Annotated in this window: 17 protein-coding genes and 1 pseudogene; all 18 read left to right on the top strand. The window is 54.8% G+C overall.

All coding sequences use genetic code 11. The features are described from left to right. The first annotated feature begins 1 nt into the window (after position 1). Positions 2-1,306 carry a type 4b pilus protein PilO2 gene (gene pilO2 / locus HX884_RS04265; RefSeq protein WP_178327738.1) on the top strand — a complete coding sequence of 435 codons (1,305 nt, stop codon included), beginning with the start codon at positions 2-4 and terminating at the stop codon, positions 1,304-1,306. Then, the gene (gene pilP, locus HX884_RS04260) at positions 1,290-1,778 is read left to right on the top strand and encodes a type IV pilus biogenesis protein PilP (protein WP_178327737.1); all 489 of its coding nucleotides are present in this window, start codon (positions 1,290-1,292) and stop codon (positions 1,776-1,778) included. Before pilO2 ends, pilP begins: the two co-directional genes overlap by 17 nt. A gap of 2 nt (positions 1,779-1,780) precedes the next feature. After that, positions 1,781-3,331, top strand: a complete 1,551-nt coding sequence (locus tag HX884_RS04255) for a GspE/PulE family protein (protein WP_178327736.1) — start codon at positions 1,781-1,783, stop codon at positions 3,329-3,331. Further along, positions 3,324-4,421: a type II secretion system F family protein gene (locus HX884_RS04250; protein ID WP_178327735.1), complete on the top strand. Its 1,098-nt coding sequence runs from the start codon at positions 3,324-3,326 to the stop codon at positions 4,419-4,421. The genes HX884_RS04255 and HX884_RS04250 overlap by 8 nt, the downstream gene beginning before the upstream one ends. 17 nt (positions 4,422-4,438) lie before the next feature. Continuing rightward, positions 4,439-5,053, top strand: a complete 615-nt coding sequence (locus HX884_RS04245) for a type 4 pilus major pilin (RefSeq protein WP_178327734.1) — start codon at positions 4,439-4,441, stop codon at positions 5,051-5,053. A gap of 90 nt (positions 5,054-5,143) precedes the next feature. Continuing rightward, on the top strand, positions 5,144-5,620 hold the full coding sequence (locus HX884_RS04240) for a lytic transglycosylase domain-containing protein (RefSeq protein ID WP_256737094.1): 477 nt from the start codon (positions 5,144-5,146) through the stop codon (positions 5,618-5,620). Next, complete coding sequence (locus tag HX884_RS04235; RefSeq protein ID WP_178327732.1) at positions 5,605-6,279, top strand: prepilin peptidase; 675 nt, start codon at positions 5,605-5,607, stop codon at positions 6,277-6,279. Before HX884_RS04240 ends, HX884_RS04235 begins: the two co-directional genes overlap by 16 nt. Then, positions 6,276-7,523, top strand: coding sequence for a shufflon system plasmid conjugative transfer pilus tip adhesin PilV (gene pilV, locus HX884_RS04230; RefSeq protein WP_178327731.1), 1,248 nt, complete (start codon positions 6,276-6,278; stop codon positions 7,521-7,523). The genes HX884_RS04235 and pilV overlap by 4 nt, the downstream gene beginning before the upstream one ends. A 1,845-nt stretch (positions 7,524-9,368) precedes the next feature. Then, entirely contained in the window at positions 9,369-10,535 is a 1,167-nt protein-coding gene (locus HX884_RS04225) for a site-specific integrase (protein ID WP_178327730.1), read from the top strand. Positions 10,536-10,562: 27 nt separating this feature from the next. Further along, on the top strand, positions 10,563-11,030 hold the full coding sequence (locus tag HX884_RS04220; RefSeq protein ID WP_178327729.1) for a hypothetical protein: 468 nt from the start codon (positions 10,563-10,565) through the stop codon (positions 11,028-11,030). Positions 11,031-11,176: 146 nt separating this feature from the next. After that, positions 11,177-12,025 carry a hypothetical protein gene (locus HX884_RS04215; protein ID WP_178327728.1) on the top strand — a complete coding sequence of 283 codons (849 nt, stop codon included), beginning with the start codon at positions 11,177-11,179 and terminating at the stop codon, positions 12,023-12,025. A gap of 91 nt (positions 12,026-12,116) precedes the next feature. After that, entirely contained in the window at positions 12,117-13,322 is a 1,206-nt protein-coding gene (locus HX884_RS04210; protein WP_178327727.1) for a conjugal transfer protein TraF, read from the top strand. A 118-nt stretch (positions 13,323-13,440) separates the two neighbouring features. Next, the gene (locus HX884_RS04205; protein ID WP_178327726.1) at positions 13,441-13,914 is read left to right on the top strand and encodes a DotD/TraH family lipoprotein; all 474 of its coding nucleotides are present in this window, start codon (positions 13,441-13,443) and stop codon (positions 13,912-13,914) included. Then, positions 13,911-14,756 carry a type IV secretory system conjugative DNA transfer family protein gene (locus HX884_RS04200; RefSeq protein ID WP_178327725.1) on the top strand — a complete coding sequence of 282 codons (846 nt, stop codon included), beginning with the start codon at positions 13,911-13,913 and terminating at the stop codon, positions 14,754-14,756. The genes HX884_RS04205 and HX884_RS04200 overlap by 4 nt, the downstream gene beginning before the upstream one ends. Further along, positions 14,740-15,891 carry a plasmid transfer ATPase TraJ gene (traJ, locus tag HX884_RS04195; protein WP_178327752.1) on the top strand — a complete coding sequence of 384 codons (1,152 nt, stop codon included), beginning with the start codon at positions 14,740-14,742 and terminating at the stop codon, positions 15,889-15,891. The genes HX884_RS04200 and traJ overlap by 17 nt, the downstream gene beginning before the upstream one ends. Next, positions 15,888-16,175, top strand: a complete 288-nt coding sequence (gene icmT / locus HX884_RS26990) for an IcmT/TraK family protein (RefSeq protein ID WP_218619991.1) — start codon at positions 15,888-15,890, stop codon at positions 16,173-16,175. The genes traJ and icmT overlap by 4 nt, the downstream gene beginning before the upstream one ends. A gap of 19 nt (positions 16,176-16,194) precedes the next feature. After that, on the top strand, positions 16,195-16,776 hold the full coding sequence (locus HX884_RS04190) for a macro domain-containing protein (protein WP_178327724.1): 582 nt from the start codon (positions 16,195-16,197) through the stop codon (positions 16,774-16,776). Between the two features lie 103 nt (positions 16,777-16,879). Continuing rightward, positions 16,880-20,194, top strand: a pseudogene (locus HX884_RS04185) (LPD7 domain-containing protein); the annotation flags it as partial. Between the last annotated feature and the right edge of the window lie 1,328 nt (positions 20,195-21,522).

Raw genomic sequence — 21,522 nt, 5'->3', positions numbered from 1 at the left:
CATGAAGGACATCGAGTACCTGGTTACTGTACGTGACAGTAAATCCCGCCACCGAACCTGGCTCACCGGCCTGACCTGGGCTCCCCGGGAAAAGCGCACCATCAGGTTGTCAGCTCTGCAAGCCGGAAAAGCGCGCCTTCCCCGAATGCCTGGTATCGGTGTACACATCGCACTGGGCCGGGTGGACGCGCGCGGTACACACAGTGGCGTAGAAGGCAGGGGGAGACTGCCGGGGCATCAACGTCATCATCAGCTGTATTCTCTGGCAAAGGCATTCAGTGTGCATACCCGCAACGGATACGGTATTTACCGGCTGAACAGTACTGACTATGTGTTTCTGGCCAGCATCAATGGTCTGCCTGCCGTCACTGCGGATAAAGCTGGCCCACTGAGCAGGATGCAGGAGTTACTGACACTGTTTCTGACCTTAAACGAAGCACCGGCGGCAGGGTGGGATGTTCGTGCGGAACTGGATACTCCGGCGGATATACACAGTCTGCTGGCGTCCCTCTCTTCCCGCGACAGGCGGTCCTGTCGGGTGGAGACTGATGGCCTGCGCGGAAATCGCTGGCTACCAGCCGGTATCCTGCTGTTCGTGGTCGGGGCAGCGGTCGTATGGTGGCAGCATGAACAACCCGCACCGGTTCCGGAATTGACGGCGGATGAAATCCAGGCCCGTGCCCGGGCTATGTTTGCAAAACCGGCACCACCGCCGGTCCTGCCGCATCCCTGGGCAAGTATCATCACTGTTCCTGCTCTGCTGGCTCAGTGTCAGACGCTGCAGGCTCCAGCGCCATCAGTACTGGAAGGTTGGGGACTGGCCTCAGGTACCTGCAGCCCCGACGGGGTCACGTTGCTTTATCGGATCAAACCAGGTGGCACGGCAGAGGGATTTCTGAAACGCTGCCGGGAAGTCTTTGGTGTCACGCCGATCTTTAACCTGAAAGAAGGAGCTCGCGAAGCTACGGTTCCCCTCCCGCTGCCAGAGAAACCACTCACCGATGAAACCGTGCCGGACGCCTCTGGTCAGTTGATGCGCGTCCTCTCCTGGTTTCAGCGCCAGCAGGTGATGCTGAACCTCAGCGAAGTGCCCCCCGCACCTGTTCTGCCGGGTAAAGATGGTGAGCCACCATCGGTACAGGACTGGAAGGATTACGCCTTTAGCTTTTCCGGGCAGATGCCTCCCGCCGACCTCTTCGATGGACTCAACGATACCGGTGTCCGCCTTACCCGCGTCACCTTTGAACTGAACGGTAGCGCATTCAGCTACACCACAGAAGGTCATATCTATGCGTCATCACCCTAGCCTCCGGCCAGCCGCCCTTCTTCTGCTGGCTCTGCTGCCGTCTGTCCCGGTTGTTGCATCGGAATCAACCAGTCTGCAGCTATCCCCTTCCGTGACGAAGGGTCAACTTGAACAACTCCATACCCGAAATATTCTCCTGCAGGCGCAGGTTCAGGGCGCTCAGCTTGAGCGCCAGTTGGAGGAGAACCAGACAGGCAGCGCTTCATCTGTCATCCCCGCTTCACCAGGGGCTGGGGGCTATGCCACGCTGCCGGGCGCTGCCGCCCGACCGGTGGTGGCGAACACCCGCCCTATAGTTCTGGAAATCAACGGCCGCGACAGACAACTGAAAGCCACGCTGCAGCTAACCTCCGGCCAGACGCTGATTGTCTCGCCCGGTAGCCGTCTCCCCGGGACTGAACAGACGGTAAAATCTATCTCGCTAACCGGCGTCATGCTCAGTGACGGCACCCTGCTTACCTTCGGAGGCTGACCATGCAGTATGACGAATCCGTACTGCTAAGCCGTGAAGCGGATAAAACAGAAATCCTTATCGACACCAACCAGCGGGGAAATCCGGCCGTTCAGGCACGAATGATGAGCCTGCTGGAAAGTCATCCGGGTGCACAGACCCGTTTTGTCTCCCTTTCTGAACTCCGTGAGGCGAAGAAATCAGCGCCGCAGGACAACACGGAGCCCGGACAACCAGGGATGACAAAAGCAGACCTCGGGGATACCAGTGAGAGTGAAAAGAAGATCCTGATGTACTTTGGGGTTGCTCGCCAGTTGAAGGCCTCCGATATTCACTTCATCATCTCGGACATCCTTTTTCAGGTAAAAATGCGCATTCACGGCCGGCTTTACCTCGTGGATGAGCGCCAGCCACAGGAGGGGATGTCACTGTGTGCCACCTGTATCCTTTCCATGTCAGATGTGTCAGAACCCCTGTTCTTACCGGGACGCGAGCAGGATGCGCGCTTGTCGCCGGCCATGATGCGAAAAATCGGGTTGTTCGCCGCCCGTTACAGCCACACCCCGACTGGCGACGGGCTCCTCGCGGTCATGCGCCTTATCCCGGATGACGGCAATGACGTCCCCACTCCGGAGCAACTGGGCTATCTGCCCGAGCAGATAAAACTACTATCCCGGATGGTGTTACGTCCGGAAGGGAAAATTGTCCTCTCCGGACCTACAGGTTCTGGCAAGTCAACTACCCTGCGTAGTGCCTGTCGGATGTATCTCGACAGCTCGCCCGGCATGCATCTGCGCACAGTCGAAGATCCTCTGGAGGGGCAAATCATCGGGGCGGTACAGTCCCCCATCATCTGCGATAAATCCGATGATGAGGCAATAAACCTCGCCTGGAGACGTGCCATCGCTGCATCGCTGCGGCAGGATCCGGATTCCGTTATGGTCGGGGAAATGCGCGACCTGATTTCCATGCTGGCTACCATCTATGCCGCGCAGACCGGTCACCTTGTCCTTACCACCCTGCACACCAACTCCGCGCTAGGTATTCCTGAACGCATGGTCACTATGGGGGTCAGCGCCGATTTGTTGTGTGACGCCCAGTTGCTCATCGGCCTCATAAGCCAGCGCCTTGTCCCCACGCTATGCCCGGACTGCCGTATCTCCTGGAAGGATAAAGTCGGTTCACTTTCTGAGGAAGAGCGGGCGTTTCTTGAAAAATACGGCAATGTCGATGGTGTCTGTAGCACCGAGAACATGTTTTTCCACAACCCGGATGGCTGCACGTCCTGTAAGCAACAGGTCAAGATCAACAATCAGGTCAGGGCCGAAGTGGGACACGGGATCAAAGGCCGTACCGTCGTTGCCGAGGTGATTGAAACCAACAACCGTCTGTTCAGTCTGCTGAAAGCACAAGGTAAAGGTGCTGCCCGCAAGTACTGGCTCGGCCAGATGAAAGGAATCAGCCGTGTCCAGCACCTGCTGCACAAAATCAATGGCGGTCTGGTTGACCCGCTGATGGCCACCCGCATTATTCCGCTTGATGAGGATGAACGTCTGGAGGTGGACGATGCGTGAATTAGGCCCTTTACAACGCCTGCGCCATTTTATGGTACGCAAAACGTTCAGCGGTCCCTACCGGGTACAGTTTTATGATGCCTTGCGCTTTCTGATTGAAAACCGGCAGAAGCTGAAAGCAGCTCTGGAACAGATGCGGGATGCCTGGACGGACTTTGGGCGTCGCTGGCATCCCTTTGCTGAACTGATTGACGACTGCATTGACGCCATCAGGGAAAACAGCGGCGAGAGCACACTGGATCGAACCCTGCACCGCTGGCTCCCGCCGGCAGAGGCTTCCGTGATTGGGGCAGGAATACGCAGCGAATCACTGCCCCAGGCTCTCCGTTATGCCAACAACCTGACCTCCGCCGGCAAACGTATTAAGCAGGCCGTCTGGCAGATGTCTATTTACCCACTTGGGTTTGCTCTCATGATGTCCAGTACGTTGTATGTGCTGAACACCGAGGTCATTCCCGCCCTGCTCTGGATGGGGTCCCCTGAAAACTGGACCGGGGCACTGGGCTTTATGTATGCGCTTTCACAACTGATAAACGAATACGGTCTGCTCAGCGGCAGTGCGCTGGCGCTGCTTGTTGCCTGGATTATCTGGTCTATTCCCCGCTGGCACCGGCCAGACAGACTTCGCCAGGCTTTCGACAGTCTGATGCCCTGGTCGGTCTACAAGGACATTCAGGGGGCCACTTTTTTGCTCAACATGGGCGCACTCCTTCGGGCAGGGGTAAAAACACGTGACGCACTGGAGATCCTGCAGGAATCGGCTTCGCCCTGGCTTGCCGTTCGTCTCGATGCAATTACCGAACATGTCCGCGAAGGGAAACATCTTGGGCTGGCGTTGCGTGACTGTGGTTACGACTTCCCTTCCCGTGAGGCCGCCAACTTCCTCTCCCTGTTACAGGGGGATGGTGCAGATGACCTCATCAGTAATTACGGCCAGCGCTGGCTTGATCAGACGCTGGACCGGGTAAGCAAACGTGCGGTCGTCGTACGTTCATTTATGTACCTGTCAATGATCATGATGCTCCTTTTACTGGTTTTTGTTGTGATGGATATCAGCACACTCAGCAACACCAGTTTCGGCGCGCTTTAACACAAAGAGGAAATACCATGGAATTACAGTCTCAGCACATCGCCGCACACCCCCAGACACAGCCCTCCACGAAACACCACAGGGGATGGGGTTTTCTGGAACAAGGTGGTGTGGGTCTGGTCGTGTTGTTTGTCATCGCTATCGTTCTGGCGGGCTATTTTTTGCTCAAAGGGCGCGTCAACGTGGGATCAGAATCATCCAATATTCAGACAATCATCACCAGTACTCAGAACCTGATGAAGGGTTCTGACGGCTATACCTTCAGTTCCGGAGAGAAGATGATGGGGTCGCTTATCCAGATGGGTGCCGTTCCCCGGAGCATGACTGTGCGCGGGACGCCGTCCTCCGGCACAGCCACGCTTTACAATACCTGGGGGGGCGCGGTTACTCTGGCTCCGGTCGCAACATCTGGTTTCACCAACGGGTTCACACTGACCTATGAGCGAGTTCCCCAGAGTGAATGTATTCAGTTGGCCACTCAACTCAGCAAAGCGGCTATTGCGAATGCCATTACGCTGAACAGCACCAGTCATGCTGACGGAAAAGTCAGTACGGAAGAAGCCAGCGCGCAGTGCACGGCTGACAGCGGCAGCACTGGCACCAACAAGCTGATTTTCACCGTTAACGGGTAAGGAGGCCACATGCGGGGGCTACGCTCTTTCTCCTGCTTCCTGCTCCTGACGTTGTCCCTGCTGTCGCTTTTCCCTCCTCCTCTGCGGGCTATGCCCACTCCCGTCCCGGCGACATTCGATACCTGCTTTAATGCGGCCGGCGCACGTTATCAGATTGAGCCTTTGTTGCTGAAATCGATAGCAAAGGGAGAGTCGTCCCTGCGGCCCTGGGTAACCAATACTAACCGGGACAAAAAGGGCGAAGCGCTCAGTACGGACTATGGATTGATGCAGATTAATTCAACCCATATCCCGAAATTGATCCGGATGGGCGTTATTCGGAATGCGAATGATCTGCTTACACGCCCCTGTCTGAATATTCAGATAGGGGCGTGGATCCTCGCAACGCACTTTCAGGTCTGTGGAGTTACATGGAATTGCCTCGGTTCCTATAACGCCGGATTCCGCCAGGATCGTCATGAAACACGCGAGCATTACGCCAACCGTATATGGGGTATTTACCAGTCGTTGAAAGGGCTTCAGGTCTGTCGCACGGCAGGAGGTAAATTCATATGCGCACCGTCATAGTCACCAGTATGACCACCGGTTATGCCCTTCCCCTGCTGTTGGGATTTGCGGTTGCCGGTCGGTGTCTGACGTACCGCGTGACCGGTTTTTTGCGAGATATAGCCTACACCTGCCGTCCCGAACACCCGGTTATCACCTCCGGTATCTGGTTGTTCGCAATGGCAGGCATGCTGGCCATGCTCGCGCCGGTCAGTCTGACAGAGCGGATTGTCGCAGTGCTGATGATGGCATTTCTGTTGCAGGTCGGTGTCACCGATGCACTGAGTGGCTATCTCCCGTTGACCTTCACTGGCAGATTTCTTGTGTCTGGTCTTCTGGTCGGGTTCATCACTGACACAACCGATACTTTCGGCACTATACGTGCGACGGACACCGTCGTCATGGGGGGGATGATGTTTATCGTACATGCCCTTATGAACCGGAATATTCAGCGGGTGGGACGTGGTGATCTGTGGCTAATCACGGGGCTTGCGACCTGGATGGGGATGCAGGAGGCCGCATTGGCCACATTGTTCGGACTGGCCGGTTTCGTTCTCTGGCAGTGCACATGGCATCTGTCCGGTAAAAAAGAGGGGCCGCTGGGCCCCTGGCTTTGCCTCAGCGGAGGTCTGTTCCAGCTGAGCCATCTTTATCAACCTGTATGGGTATTATTCCAATGAAAAAACATGACCGCGGCTGGGCTGGCCTTGATCTCGGCTGGGCTTTACTGGTGCTGATGGTGGTGGTGGCGTTTGCCGCCGGAAAATACCGCGATTACCTCCAGGAGAAAAACTGGCAGGTGGAAGCCACCCGGACCAGCGCTTACGCGGCAGCGGCCAGAGCCTATATCGGGCGTAACTATACAGCTCTTCTTAGTGCCAGTACTACCACCTCGCCCGCAGTCATCACTACCGCCATGCTGAAAAACACCAGTTTTCTGCCCGTCGGTTTTACGGAAACCAACAGCCAGGGGCAAATAATGCAGACCTGGGTAGTCAGAAACGGACAGAATACTGAGTTGTTGCAGGGTATGGTGGTGTCAACTGGCGGCAGCGCGTATCCACTAAAAGCCCTCATAATGATGGCCAAAAACATCACTACAGGGTTTGGCGGATACACAGATGACGGGCAGACCATTACGGGCGCACTTCGTTCGTGGCGTATCCCACTCAGTGCATACGGCGCCACTGCAGGGAATGGTCACGTTGCCGTCCTGCTTTCAACGGATGAACTGTCGGCCGCACAGGAGGATAACGACAGGTTGTACCGTTTTCAGGTCAATGGCCGTCCGGACCTCAACAAAATGCATACGTCCATTGATATGGGCGTAAATAATCTCAATAACGTGGCTACGCTCAATGGCCAGAACGGCATATTCAGCAGCGAAGTCCGAGGTGCGAGCGGCAATTTCAGCGCGAATATCACTGCCGGGGGCCAGGTCAAAGGCGCTACAGTCCAGGCCGACAGCGACATCGCCGCCGGACGCAATATAACTGCAAGCAATCAGGTGACTGGATCCACAGTCAGGGCGAACGGAAACCTCTCAGCCGGAGGGGTTTTACAGCTCGATCAAATCAACGTTGCCGGCACGGCCTGTTATCCAAACGGGTTGGTAAGCCGTGATGCCAGCGGAGCCGTACTTTCCTGTCAATCCGGTGCGTGGAAAAGTAACGCATTGGGTGATATGCAGCGTGTCCAAGGTAATAGCGCATGTGGCTGGAGTAATACCTCTCAGGCGATATGTCCTACAAACATGCGTGTTTTATCTGGCGGATGGACTATAACTGCCTGGTCGGGAAACGATGGTCGTAATGCCCCTGATTCCAGCCAGCCGATTAACGCAACGACCTGGCAAATAGTTACCGGGGGTGGAAATAATGATGGCCAGTGTTTAGCGGCCATTGCTTATTGCGCAAGTAACTAGCCTGTCAATCCGGTGTTTGGGCAAGTGTTAATTTTGGTGAGTTGATTCAGCTCGGCGAGTTCTCAACTAAAAGTACTTCTGGTGTCACCCAGTTGCTTTCCGGAACGCACAAACTGTGCATGGTTTCCGGCATCATGAGTGCAGGTGATAACGGGACCTGTCGTGTATATCCTCAGTCTGTGGGTAGCGGAAACTGGTATCTCAATATGGTTGGTTACAATGGCACCTCAACACAGCGATGCTGGGTTTCGTGCATTGATTAGGACTACCAGTCTAGGCATATTGCGGTCTCGCTTCCGTCTTTGACATTTATTCGCCAGGAACCATCAGACAAGCGCTCAACTCCTCTCCAGCTATCATCACGATCGTTTTCGTTGCCGTATTGAGAGGTACAAAAATCGTGGATACCTATCCCGTAGTAGTTATGCGTGGTGTTGTAATTTGTATAGCTGTACTCGGTTAACCGGGGTTTTCCACCCTGTAGCAGCCACGCACCGGATTGACAGTTCGATTTACATTAAAAAGAAATACATTCTTCATCACTGCACATCAAAACATATCGCAATACAATCTGCGTCATCTGCTGTAAGTACCCACTTCCGAGAATTCAATGGGGATTCAGTGAGATTACAAAATTGGCCGTTGCTGTCGTTGTAGTACGTATAAGCTAGGGCACAGAAGTCGTGAGTTCCACTAACTACAGGGCTAACTCCCCCAAATATTGAACTGCGCATAGTTGATTTACTCAAATTATTCTTTGATGTTTTCCACGCACCGGATTGACAGTCAAAAACAAACGGCAACACAGTTAGCTTGACCATTCCCGACTTTGGGTGCGGAGAGAGTCCATGTGGAGTCAGAATTTGGTGTCAATACGCATGCCCGATAGTTGTTGTAATCAAATCTGGCTTGGGATAATGCACAGAATTTATGTTTACCTATGTTCTGAGATTTCCCTGAACTGACGTCAGGTGAAAGATATATGTCTCTGATGGAATCAGAGCTTTTCCACGCACCGGATTGACAGGGGGGTTACTGGAGACGGATTGCGTAGCATCTAACATTGTCAAACGTACAATATTCTCCATCCTCAGTGCAGGCATCCGATCCAGTAGCTTGCCATCCTAAGGTTGATAATCCAGATGCCTGGAGTGAGGCCAGACAGACGTCACCATAGTTTTCGCCGGTGCCAGGGACAATCCACGACATCCGCTCAAGAGTTCCAGTACTCTTTCGCCACGCACCGGATTGACAGGTTAGCTAAAAGGACAGCAATAAGCGTCAACATGTTCGTCATCAACATAGGATGGAATCTGGAACCACCTTATTGATTGAACGATCCAGCCTGCAGGACATGAAGCAGTTTTATAACCACCTATGTTGTCATAAGCATTCGGAGCTGCGATCCATTTACATGCCGAATTATTGATTTTTCCGGCAGAAGTCCACGCACCGGATTGACAGGAAGAAAAACGTACTCAATAGCCAATAGCAAACCATGAAGTTCCCGAACTCCCTGGCTCACTGGTAAACGTAAAACAAGAATTGGTCACCGAACCGATATAGTCATGACCATTATCACCATGGACCTGTCGCCCCATGCTCTCAACACTGACATTAAGCACGGTCGTTTTGAAAGGTATGGTGAAGCAGGTTGAAGCATTATCGCCATTTGTGGATGTGAACCCCCATTGCATCATCAGACCGGTATCTGTATCGAGAACCTTATAGCCGTTCCTGCCTAGGTTATATGCTCCGCTGGTAGCCCCTTTCCACGCACCGGATTGACAGGAAGATTGACCTTTTTCCATAAAGTTATATGGTTAGCGGTTTTTGGGAGTGGATATGTCTTCCGTTCTGCGGATTCGCAAAATGGCCCTCAGTCGCGGCCTCGATAAATATTATGAGTCCGTCTCTGTGCATAAAAAGGGGCACCTTCAGGAGTTTTATCGGGTCAGCGTAATCAAACGTCACCCTCTGGCCAGCAAGTCGATGGATGAGATCACCACCGTCGATATTGCGGCCTACCGCGATGAGCGGCTTGCGCAGTTCAATCCCCGCACTGGTCGCCCAATCACCGGAAATACTGTACGCCTTGAACTAGCCCTGTTGTCGTCGCTGTTCAGTATCGCCCGCGTCGAATGGGGAACCTGCCGGACCAACCCAGTTGAGCTGGTTCGTAAACCTAAAGTATCAAAAGGCCGTGACCGCCGTCTGACCTCCACAGAAGAACGCAGGCTCTCCCGCTATTTTCGGGAACGGAACTTGATGCTCTATATTATTTTCAACCTTGCTCTGGAAACCGCCATGCGCCAGGGAGAAATACTCAGCCTGCGACAGGAGCATATCGATCTGCAACACGGTGTCGCCCATCTGCCAGATACCAAGAATGGTTCATCCCGTGATGTGCCTCTGTCACGTAAAGCCCGCAATCTGCTTCAAATGCTGCCTGCACAGCTTTCCGGTCCGGTGTTTAACTACACCTCTTCCGGGTTCAAAAGTGCCTGGCGTACCGCCCTGTTGGCGCTGAACATTGAAGACCTGCACTTTCACGACCTACGCCACGAAGCCATCAGCCGCTTCTTCGAACTTGGCACCCTCAACGTCATGGAGGTAGCAGCCATCTCCGGGCATAGGTCGATGAATATGCTCAAACGCTATACCCATCTGCGGGCATACCAACTAGTCAGCAAGCTCGATGCCCGCCGCCGACAGACACAAAAAATAGCACCCTACTTCGTGCCGTATCCTGCGCTGATTGAGGCGGACAGTAACGAGACCGGTATTGTCAGAGTGATGCTTTGTGATTTCGAAGACCTTATGGTTTCGGCCCCAACCCGAGAGGCGGCACTGGAACGCGCCAGCGAGCTGCTGTTGCGTACTCTGGCGCTGGCCGCCCAGAGAGGTGAGCGGGTACCTGCCCCGGGCGAACTGCCAGTAGGCGCACAGTCCCGGATAATGATTTGTCCTCTTAACCCTGCACAGGCGCTGGCATCGGTCCGGCTGAACTGATGCAACATTCTGCTGTCCGGAGTTCCCGTGATATTTACGCTGATTATCGGCCTGACCCTAGTGCTATATTGCCCGTTCATGACCCTGCTCTGTATTCTCACGCCCTGGCAGGGGTTTCGTTTGGCGCGAGTGCAACACCGTCGGCAGACCTACCTTACTCTTCATCTGTCGATATATGATCGGATAGGGCATTTAAACCGCCGTCGTGCTGCCCGTTTTCACCGGAGTTTTCTTGCTACGCTCACGGCTGCGCTACAGCACGAACATACGCCGGTTTATTTCATATCTCATCTGCTACGACCGGCACATCTGCGTAGCATGACAGACCTGCTGACCACGGTAGTACCAACGCGTCGCTGGCATTGCCTGCCCGTTCATATCCCGCGGGGCGTCAGAACAGGCATCACTATACAAATTCTTCTACAGGAATGGCGCTGGGTCACTGTGCCGAAAACCGGTGTACTGGTCGTCATCTATCCTGCCGAATATCAGTGAGCTAACCGATATACGTGAACGCATTCGAACCGCATACACAAACGCAGTCGATCTGACCGATCGAAATAACTCGTTTCACATGCGCCGCTCGATTAATTATCTTTAACTCACTGAGCGACAACACGAAATTTGACTTAGGAGGCAATGTGGCAAACAGTCTTACTGAAATTTTCACCTCGCTGCTGGCGCTCCCAGACCTTGACCGGAACGCGATAGCCTCACTGCTTTACCAGGGCGACAAGAGACCACTGCAAACCACGACCCTGCGTATTAGGCCCGGTACGCTGCAACTGCTACAGGAACTGTCTGGTCGCCTCGGGGTTTCGCAATCAGAGCTAATGAATATGATTGTAGAGGGCTCACTGCGCGACATATTCCTGAGCTTCAGCAGTTCAGCTGCCAGTATCATCGACCGGTTTGAAGTGTTGATGCAGGCGCATAACTTGCCCCCAACGGACATTGCGCAGATGCTCTCTCCATGGAATATCAGACTGAGCGTACTACAAGACAGGGAGCGCACAGTGGACTATCTGAGCACGTCGCTGTTACAGGAACTTGCAAGCTGGTTTTACGTCTCTCGAGACTGGCTGCTCGGATATGATGTGCCCATCGTGGATACCGGTCAGACGATGCATCAGTGGCCACGTAGCGAGGAGGAATTTAGTACCCTGATTTCACCGTCAGATTTAAATAAAAATAGCGACATTATATTCTGGTCTAACAAAAACTCACCTGACCATGAATATACAAATAAAACAGGCATTCTGATTAAGAAAAAACAATCTGCTTCTGGGGTTATTTATCATCCTGTTCTTTCAATTATTCCGGCAAGGATTAATAAAGAGCAACTGAACTGGATTGAGCAAGCAGTCAGGACGCACGACAGGACATGTCCCATGCGGTCCGTTATTATCACCGAGGGTACAGCTATAGCCCTTGAGCAAGGAACGACATTACCGACAATTATATTCAGAAATTTAAACGCAGTTAATTAAATAACTCACAGATTAAATCGAATGCGTTGATGCGTCTGCATCGGGTATTCCTTTGCCTCAAAATCAAAACAGGAAAACAGGAAATAACCAGATGAAAAAAATGATGACAGTAAAAACAGTAATTTCTTCCGCCGTATTATTAGCTTTCCAGGCGACCGCAGCGACCTCATATATGGAAGCTCGCAGTGACGCAATGGGTGGCACTGGCGTGGCCTCGGCGCATTACGGTACTGCAGCTCTGTCCAACCCAGCTCTGCTGACACATTTCGGCCCAACCGATGATTTCAGTCTTGTGTTGCCGTCTGTCGGAGCTCAGGTCGCTGATCCGGATAATACAGTAGACAAAGCAGATGATGTGAAAGACCTGTGGGACCGTTTTGACGCAGCTGTGGATAGCCAGACCGGCGTAAGCGAAAGTGCCTCAGCCCTGAAAAATAAACTGCAGGATCTGAAAGACACCCATGCTAATGGTCAGGTTGGTGCCTCGGTGGTGGCCACCGTGCCAAATCAGACACTGCCGTTTGCGGTTGTTGTAAAATCCTGGGGCACTGTATCCGTTGAAGGTAAGGTCAGTGACCATGACCTGGAGTATCTTGATAAAGTCGCTGACGGCACCATTCCATCAGCCGCCGTGGACAAAGATTCCCTCACATCGAAAGCATATGGTCGTGCGGCAGTTATCACAGATGTTGGGGTGGCTATGGCGCACGAGTTCGAAACAGCTGGTCAGAAGTGGTCTCTCGGTGTGACCCCGAAATACCAGCGTATTGATCTGTTTAACTACAACGTCTCTGTACGTGATTTCGACAAGAACGACATCGATTCCGGTGATTACCGTAACACCAAAACCGGCTTTAACGCCGATATGGGTTTGGCCACTAATCTGAACGACAACTGGACACTGGGTCTGGCCGTGCAGAATATCATTCCCCGTTCTGTTGATACCAAAGTAATCGACGGAGAGAAAGAAACGTTCAAAGTCCGTCCGCAGGCAACCGCCGGTGCGGCATGGCATAACAGTTTCATCACTACAGCTCTGGATGTCGATCTGACAGAAGCCAGTGGTTTTACTAGCGACAAAAAGCGACAGTTTGCAAGCCTGGGCGCTGAACTGAACGCCTGGAGCTGGATGCAGGTTCGTGCCGGTTACCGCCAGAACATGGTCTCAAGTGAAGGCAACGCCTTTACCGCTGGCCTTGGTTTCTCACCGTTCGACGCTGTTCATCTGGATGTTACGGGTATTGCCGGTACTGACCGCACATATGGTGCCGTGGCACAACTGCAGTTTACGTTCTGATCCATTCAGGGAGGCCCGCAACGGGCTTCCCTTTCCCGCGTTACCCCAATTATCGAAGCCACATCCCCCCTCTGTCTTTAACCGTCTGCCGGCATTACTAACCGGTGAGGTAATTTCCATGAATCATTTAATGTTTCCTGGCATGCTGGCTGTCTGCCTGCTCGCTGGCTGCCAGTCTTTTTCCCGCACCCCGCCCGCACAGTCAACGGATGTTGCCGATCGCTATGGTGCAGCATCATCAGTTGCCGTCACACGGCATAATCAGTACCGGATGTGGGACCGGGGAATCTGGTCATCCGACCAACCTGGACAACCTGCAGGCCAGACCATCCGTGCTAACAGCAGTACGGTATCTTTCGACTGGGAAGGTGATGCCGTGGAACTGCTGACAGAACTGGCCCGAACTCGTGGTCTGCAGTTTAATTACAGTGGGGTTCGCCTGCCGTTGCCTGTCACGCTGCATGTACAGAATATGACCTTCGCTAACGTCTTGCGTCTGATTGAATCCCAGACAGCATGGCGCGCCACACTCCATCAGTATCCGGGTCTTCTGCAGCTCGCCTTTATGCAGGAGGAGAGCCGTAGAAAATGAAAATCTTCCTGACTACTTTTCTTGTGGCCATCACTCTGACCGGATGTACGGCCCCCCGGGCTCCGTCACAATCCGGCGTAGGCGCAGCGCCACCTGATATGCAGGCCTGGCTTAACCCGGAACGACCTCGACCTGACGGGATATCACAGACCCGCTGGCAGATGCTTACCGATGCAGGCAAAACATTGGGGTTCCGGGGGGGTAAAGCCCAGCGTGCATGGGAGTTGACTCAGGCACTGAATGCCCGTGAATCCACGCTGAACGCGCTTTATGATTTTCGTCCGCTTATCAGCCCGGAAGGCTGGTTACCTCCGGTCGTCGATGAAGCGCAAGATGTAGCACACATTACCCCGGATCAAATCCGGACCTCGTCAAAAGTCTGGTCCATTATTCGCCCGGAGCGTTTTGTAAGTAACCCGCCGGGCTGGCGTAACTGGTTGCTGAGGGGACTGGCCACCACCGCCACGCCGGGTTCGGAAGGGCTGGTCGTTCCGGAAGACAGTGCACAGCGCCAGGTATGGGAAGAAGCCCTGAGCAAGGGCTGGCAGGAAGGCCGGGAGAATGCAGATATGACGCTCGAGGCCAACATGAACCAACTCACCCGCGACTACCGCGGCATGATGTTGTACTCCCTTCTCTGGCGTCAGGGCATGATTTCACGACCGGAAGTCAGCGATCAGCAGCAGACCGTTACTGGTACTGGCCAGAAACTGGTGACAGGCGATCGCGTCCGCCGACTCAAAACTCACGCCGCGTTTGAACTGCAAAAATCGCGCTGGCGCCCGGCTATTAACGCACAGAAGACAGGAGTTTCCGGTGAGTCAACTGGTCCTACCCGATGAGTTCGGGATTTTTCCATTCAGCGGTGCCTTTACCGCTAATGAGTTCAAAACCTTCTTTGCCTGGTGCGCAAAACACAGCGTCAGTGATGTGGATCTGGTTGGGGGCTCCCCAGTGTCGGTCAGTCGCTATGGCCGTAGAGTACGATGCTCAGAAAGCGTGTTTCCCAATACCATGCTGGGAAATATGCTTGATGATTTGATGGGGCGTGAAATACGCCCCCGTGTACAGGGTGGCACACCTGCCGACAGGGCCATTCAGATTGATGGCGATATGCATGGTCGTTACGGACTGGATCGCGGTGAACGCGTGCGCCTTCGTTCTCATATTATTCAGGGGACATCAGCCCGCGAGGATCGTGCGTTATCCGTCACAATGAGGGTAATTCCCCATATCATCCCTGAATTCCTGGATATGGGGATTGAGGCAGAACTGGCAGCAGCGATGTTACCCGCAAGTGGACTGGGTTTTATCTGTGGTCAGACAGGTTCAGGTAAATCCACGCTACAGGCAGCTCTTTATCGTCACTGTCAGAATACGCAGCCAGACCGCAAAATTGTCACTTACGAAGATCCTGTCGAATATATCCTGGGGCGGGCGGATGACCTCCTCCCCCCCCATCAGGCTCAAATCGGACGCGATGTGGCCAGTTTTGCTGAAGGTTTGCGGTCGGCGGTACGCCGAAACCCTGAACTGATTGGCATAGGGGAGATCAGGGATACGGAAACAGCCGATGCAGCCGTGCAGGCTGGCGAGACCGGACACCTCTGTATCGGTACCATGCATACCCGTTCTCCGGGTGAGACAGTTCCACGCCTGCTGGGTCTGTTTAATCCTCAGATACGTGATGCGATGGCCTGGGCCGTACTGGGCATACTCCAGTTTATCGTAAATCAGGTCCTGGTCCGTACCACAGACGGCAAACGGCGAGCCCTACGAGAGTACATCGTGTTTGATGATGCACTGCGAAGCAAACTGCAGGACATGCCACACGAAAAATGGGGTGCACATCTGGATGCCATTCTGCTTCTTGAAAAACGTCGCATTGTGGATCAAGTACGTGAGCTGTATATCCGCGGCGATATTGCCCGAGAGGAAGCATCACTGTACTTACCTGCCCTGGAGCTGGCCGCATGAAACGAGATGGATTCTGGCGTTATGCCACACCGCCCGTCAGTTTTTTTGGGATCCCGCTTCCCTTTCTGCTGATTTATCTCACCTGTTTCCGCTGGCCAGCGTTGAGCACATTTTATCTGTGCTCCGGAATCCTGGTATTTTTTATGGGCCTGAACTTTTTTGGCTGGAGCGTGAGGGCGATGTGTCAGCGCATTATCAGCACCTTCCGTGGGAAAACGGCTTCTGGTCGCCCATGGTGGTACCGACACTTTGTTGAAACCGCCCGAGACTGGACAGGTCTATAAATGCCGTAAAGGATGTATCATGACAACCCTAATACACGTCATACAAAGCGATATCACATTATTCACCGGCAGCGCGATAGTGAACGCGGCCAACCGCCATCTCCGGTGGGGTGGGGGTGTCTGCGATGCTATCCACCGGGCGGCCGGAAACAGCCTGGAACAGGCCTGTCGTAACCACGTAAAACGTCACGGCAAAGTACTGGTCGGCGATGCCGTCCTGACACCGGCGGGTAACCTCAGTTGTGGCCACGTCATCCATACGGTAGGCCCGCGCTGGTTTTTGGGTCTTCAGGCCAGGAAAAAAGAGGCCATGCTTGCACGGGCGTATCTCACCTCTATGAGGCTGGCGCAGGAATATGGCATGAGCAGTATCGCCTTTCCCTGCATCAGTACTGGCTATTATGGTTTTCCACCTGACCGGGCCGCCGGTATTGCGGTACGCACGGTGCTGGATTTTTGCCGGAAATCCCCCTTCCCTGCCGTCTGGTTTTACTGTCCGGATAAACGAAATGCCGACCTTTATCATCAGCAGTTATCAGCTGTCTTGCGGCAACTGCCGCATACAACGCCCTCAATCAGCACCTGGTTTCTGGACATGTAATCCGTCACGCCCTGAATCGCCAGTACCGTAATAACACACAGCACCTCCCTGCAACGCTGCACCGGCGTTGAAACCTCCGTTTCCCCCACCCAGGAATGTGACCATGAAAAAAAGTCACCGCACCTGGCTTGCCGTCCCTCCGGAAGAGAAGGACGAAGCCAGTAAAGCCCATCCACGCCTTGATAACGGCCAGAATGCTATTGGCTGGGATAAAGAGCACAAGCTCTGGTATGCCCGCCCGGGCGTGGAACTGAACAATTTTGAACGATGGCTGCCCCGCCCCCATGATATGTCGATGAACTCTGACGATCCTGTCATTGAGTTTGCGCAGAAGCTGGAAGACGCCGGACTGGTCCTTAAAGGTCTGCCGGTGATGGACGGCACCTGGCAGCGTGTTCCAACAAAAAATGACAAAAAGGGAAGCAAAAGCGGTGCCTATCGGGGGTTTCTCGATGGTCGGCCAGCCGGGAGTTACCGCGATTACCGTAGCGCTGATGAAAAGCCAATACCCTGGGTGTATTCCGGGGGAAACGACATGGACCCTCTTGCCCGTCTTCATCTCCGTGCGCACGCGCAGCAGACCCGGGAAGACAACGCCCGCGAACTGGAGCAGCAGTACAACCGTCAGGCAGGTTACGCCACCCGCTACGTTTCCAGACTCCCACAGGCTACCACTGCCCCCTATCTGACCCGTAAGGGTGTGGACGCCGCCCCCGGCGTGCGTATCAACCCCAAAGGGGAACTGGTTATCCCGTTCAGTAACGCACAGGGCCAGGTACGCTCCTATCAGCGTATCCCGGAGACCGGCGGAAAAGATGCCCGCATCCTGAAAGACAGTGAAAAAACCGGGAACTGGTTTGCCATGGGGACACCCGTTAACGGTCAACCGCTGCTGTTCGCCGAAGGGTATGCCACGGCAGCTTCCCTGCATGAGGCCTCCGGCCTGCCGGTACTGATGACCATTGATGCCGGCAATATGATTGCCGTGGCGCAAAATGCCCGGGCCGTCTGGCCAGACAGTCCCTTTATTTTCTGCGCCGATAACGACCATCAGCTGAAGAATCCCCGGACAGGCGAGCCGGAGAACAAAGGCATTATCAGTGCGATGAAAGCCGCCGAACTGACGAACGGCCAGATTATCGTGCCGGCATTCACGCTTGCCGAACTGGACCAGAAGCTCACCGACTTTAACGATCTTGATGTCAGTCGGGGTCGGGCGGTGTTCCATGAGGAAATCAACGTGCAGTTGATTTCTGCAGGCGTGGAAACACCGTTCAGCTCAGAACCTCACATCCGCGAGGCTCTCGCTCGCGCGGGCATCACATCCCCCTCAGTTCAGGAGACCACCATGGAAAACGAAGAAAACCCGGGCGCCACACCGGCATCCGGTCATGATAGCTCGCCTCAATCATCGCTGCCGGAAGCTCTCCCCGCCCTTACGACGGAACAGGGGCAGCAGGCCGTGCAGGATTATAGCCGGCTCCAGAACCTGGAGCTCGATGCCGCGACTCTGCTGCAGAACGCGGAGGCCGACCCGGCCTATAAGGCCGGTCTGACAGCACTGTTTGAACAGCAGGGTCAGGAGCTGAAGGCGAATGGCCACAATATTGATACTGCCACATTTGTTGAAACAGCCCTGCGCGATCTCGCCACGGAAGCACAGTTCGATACGCGCTATGCGGAACAGACTGCTGCTGATGACGCGGCAGCTCGGCCATCACCAACATCCGTAACGAGCCAGGACATTAACTGGCAGGATGTGATGCGTGATGTGGCCACCGGGCTGGGTGCAAATATCCCAGAAAATGCCACGGTGTCTGACATATTCACGGTCCTCGACACATTCACGGTCCTCAACGGTCAGGCATCTTCCCCCTCCGCCATACCAGAGACAAACTGGAGTGAGGTGGTACGTGACGTGGCCACTGGGCTGGGTGTACAGATCCCAGAGCATGCGACACCGGCAGAAATGGCGGCGATCCTGAACGGCGAGACACCAGAATCCACTCAGGCCGCCAATTCCGCACCGGTGGTACCTCCCCCTGCTATATCTGCTGTACCGGAAGCACCTGAACCAATTACTGCGCCCCCAGCGTCAGCGGTTATCCCTCCTTCCTCGCCAGCTCCAGCAGACGTTGTGGATACGACGACCACTCAGGTTGACGGAGCGACAGCCCCGCAGGCTTCAGCGCCTGAGTCCTCAGCGCCGATGACATTGGCTGATTTTCAGAACGGTTTCGCAGAGCTGAAATCGCAGCACCGGGTGCTGATTGAAAATGCAGCCCACCTTGAACCGGACCTTTTTATGAAAGAAATGTTCCGGCTGGGCAGCGAGCTCGATGCGCAGCGTAATCTCTGGATGAGTGCCGATGCCTATATGCCGGGGGTAGAGCCTGACAGGGGAACGCGAGAACTCGAAGCGACCGTTAACACGATCTGGGAGGCAAAATTCGATGCCGCTCAGGATAGCGAGACACCGGAAAAACTCCGCCAGGGGTTTGAGAACGCATTCAGCGCGGTTGAAAAGCGCTATCAGCGCCTGTTGAACCAGGCCGGGGATATGAATCCGGCAGACGTCGCCCGCCAGTTGCAGGATATCCGTGAAGATCGTCAGTCACTCACCACCGGTGCCCGTACCGCCGGGGTTGAGGCATATCCGGGTGACTCACCGGAGCAGGCCGGTCAACACCTTGATGCGCGTTGTCGTGAACTTGAATCGCAGCTTTATCAGCATGTCGCGGCTAATGCCAGCCTGCAGCAACCGGGTACAACAACAGCGTTCAGTGAACTTGAACAGGGCAAACCGCGTATTCTCACAATGGAAGAGCCGGTGGAATTTGTGCTCACCGAAGAGAATACCGGCCCACAAACCACGCCCCCCGGACAGAACGTACCGGAGCCAAACAAGCCGGACTTAACCACTGACGATGCCGCCACGGCAACGGAGCAGGCAGCACAGAAAAAACCGTCTCCGGAGGTGGCCATCGATACGGCGCAAGCAACTGAAGCCGAAACGTCCACTGCGCAGACCACGGCAAGCCCTGGTACAGAAGCCCCCCCGCAGGAGGAAGCGGACGGCATTGTTTACGGTCCCCGTCGCCCTGATGCCCCGAAAAAAGAAGATCTGGAAAAGATTATCCAGGGACTGACCTGGGAAATGCAGAAAAACAATACCCAGATCTTCCGCCTTGACGGGCAGGATGCCTTTCGCGACCTCGGGAACCGGCTGGAGATGTGCAGCGGTGCCAGTCAGGACGACAGGAAAGTACTGGCAGCGCTTATCACTGCAGCGAAGTTCTACGGCGGCGTTATTGAGCTCACCGGCAGTCCTGAGTTTAAGGAAAACGCCATGAGGCTGATCATCACCCATGACCTTGAAATCCGCATGAAACTCCCGGCCCAGCGCACGCAGCTCGAAGAGATGCGTAAGCAAATGGCCCCTTCACAGGATGCTGTGGTCACCCATATGCCCACACCGGACCTCAACCGCCAGACCCCGAATGAAGCACCGGTGACCGCACAACAGGCAACCGTCACTCCGGACCCGGTTCCCCCGGTGCCACCATCTGCTGTCCCTTCCGGGCCTCAGCCTCAGGTACCTCCTGGGCCAGACGCGTCATCACCGACAACGGCAGCAAGCACCGCCGCTGTCACCCCCGCACCAGAACCGGGAGATAAGCCCTCACAACAGGTGCAGTCACCGGCGGCAGCGGATGCGATTAAAGTTCAGGAAATGCCAGTGGAACCCGCCCCATCCGCACTTTCCCCCGGCCAGAGCGTCACCGCTGTATTAAAGAACTTCGGCGAGGCGATGTATGAGAACAAGGAGCAGCGCGGTCACAGCTTCTTCATTGAGCTGGAGAATCGCGGCGGCAGCCATACCTACTGGGGGCAGGATCTGCGCAAGCTTGTTGAACGTCATAAGACAGGCGACGTGGTGACTCTGAAGCTGAATGGCCGTGACAGCTGGCTGGTACCGGGGGAAGAGAAGGAGCGGGTGAAAAACGACTGGTCCCTCGTGTCCGCCTCCACCGGTATTGCCGTTTCCCATGCCCGTCCGGAACAGGGGCAGCAGTTACAGTCGTTCCCGGTAGACACCTTTGGCAAGCTCACGCAGCAAATCCGTCTGGCCTGGCCGGACCATATGACTGACTTGAAACTGCCACCCCGCTTTGAGGATCGGCTGTTTTATCTCGGCGAAGACCGGCATCCGGTGATGGCTCCGCAGAGCGCGGCGGGCATCACGCCCCCAGGACAGGACGCCCCGGGCAGACTTACCCCGGTCATGGCATCCATGAACAGCCAGTCAAACGAGATAGACCTGCTTCTTGTCCAGTCCGCCGGCGAGCACCTGCAGGGCGTAGTCCGCCTTAACGGCACACTCTACCCGGCGCTGGCCACCCCCACAGCCGACAACAGTCAACTGGTCATCAATGCCATTACCGACCAGGGCCCCCGCTTTGCCGGATACGGCCAGGCCGTGAATTTTGAACCGGACGGCAACACGCGTGCCGCTCCTCAGTTGATGACGTTTCACCTGAAAGGCCGGGAAGAGGAAGCACCGCTTCCTGCCCGACTCTATACACCGGAAAAACAGGATGATGCCCTGTTTCAGCGTCTTGGTTTTGAACAGACGTGGAAACAGTGGGATGACGCCCGAAAGCCGGAGGGCAGACAGGAAAAAGCGCTTCATCAGGAACACTCCCACAGCCCCGGCCGTTGAGCCGATAAGGAGAGAGAATGCGA

The organism is Enterobacter sp. SECR19-1250 (assembly GCF_013391025.1).
GTDB classification, from domain to species: Bacteria; Pseudomonadota; Gammaproteobacteria; order Enterobacterales; family Enterobacteriaceae; genus Enterobacter; species Enterobacter cloacae.
This window is presented reverse-complemented; position numbering and strand designations above follow the sequence as displayed.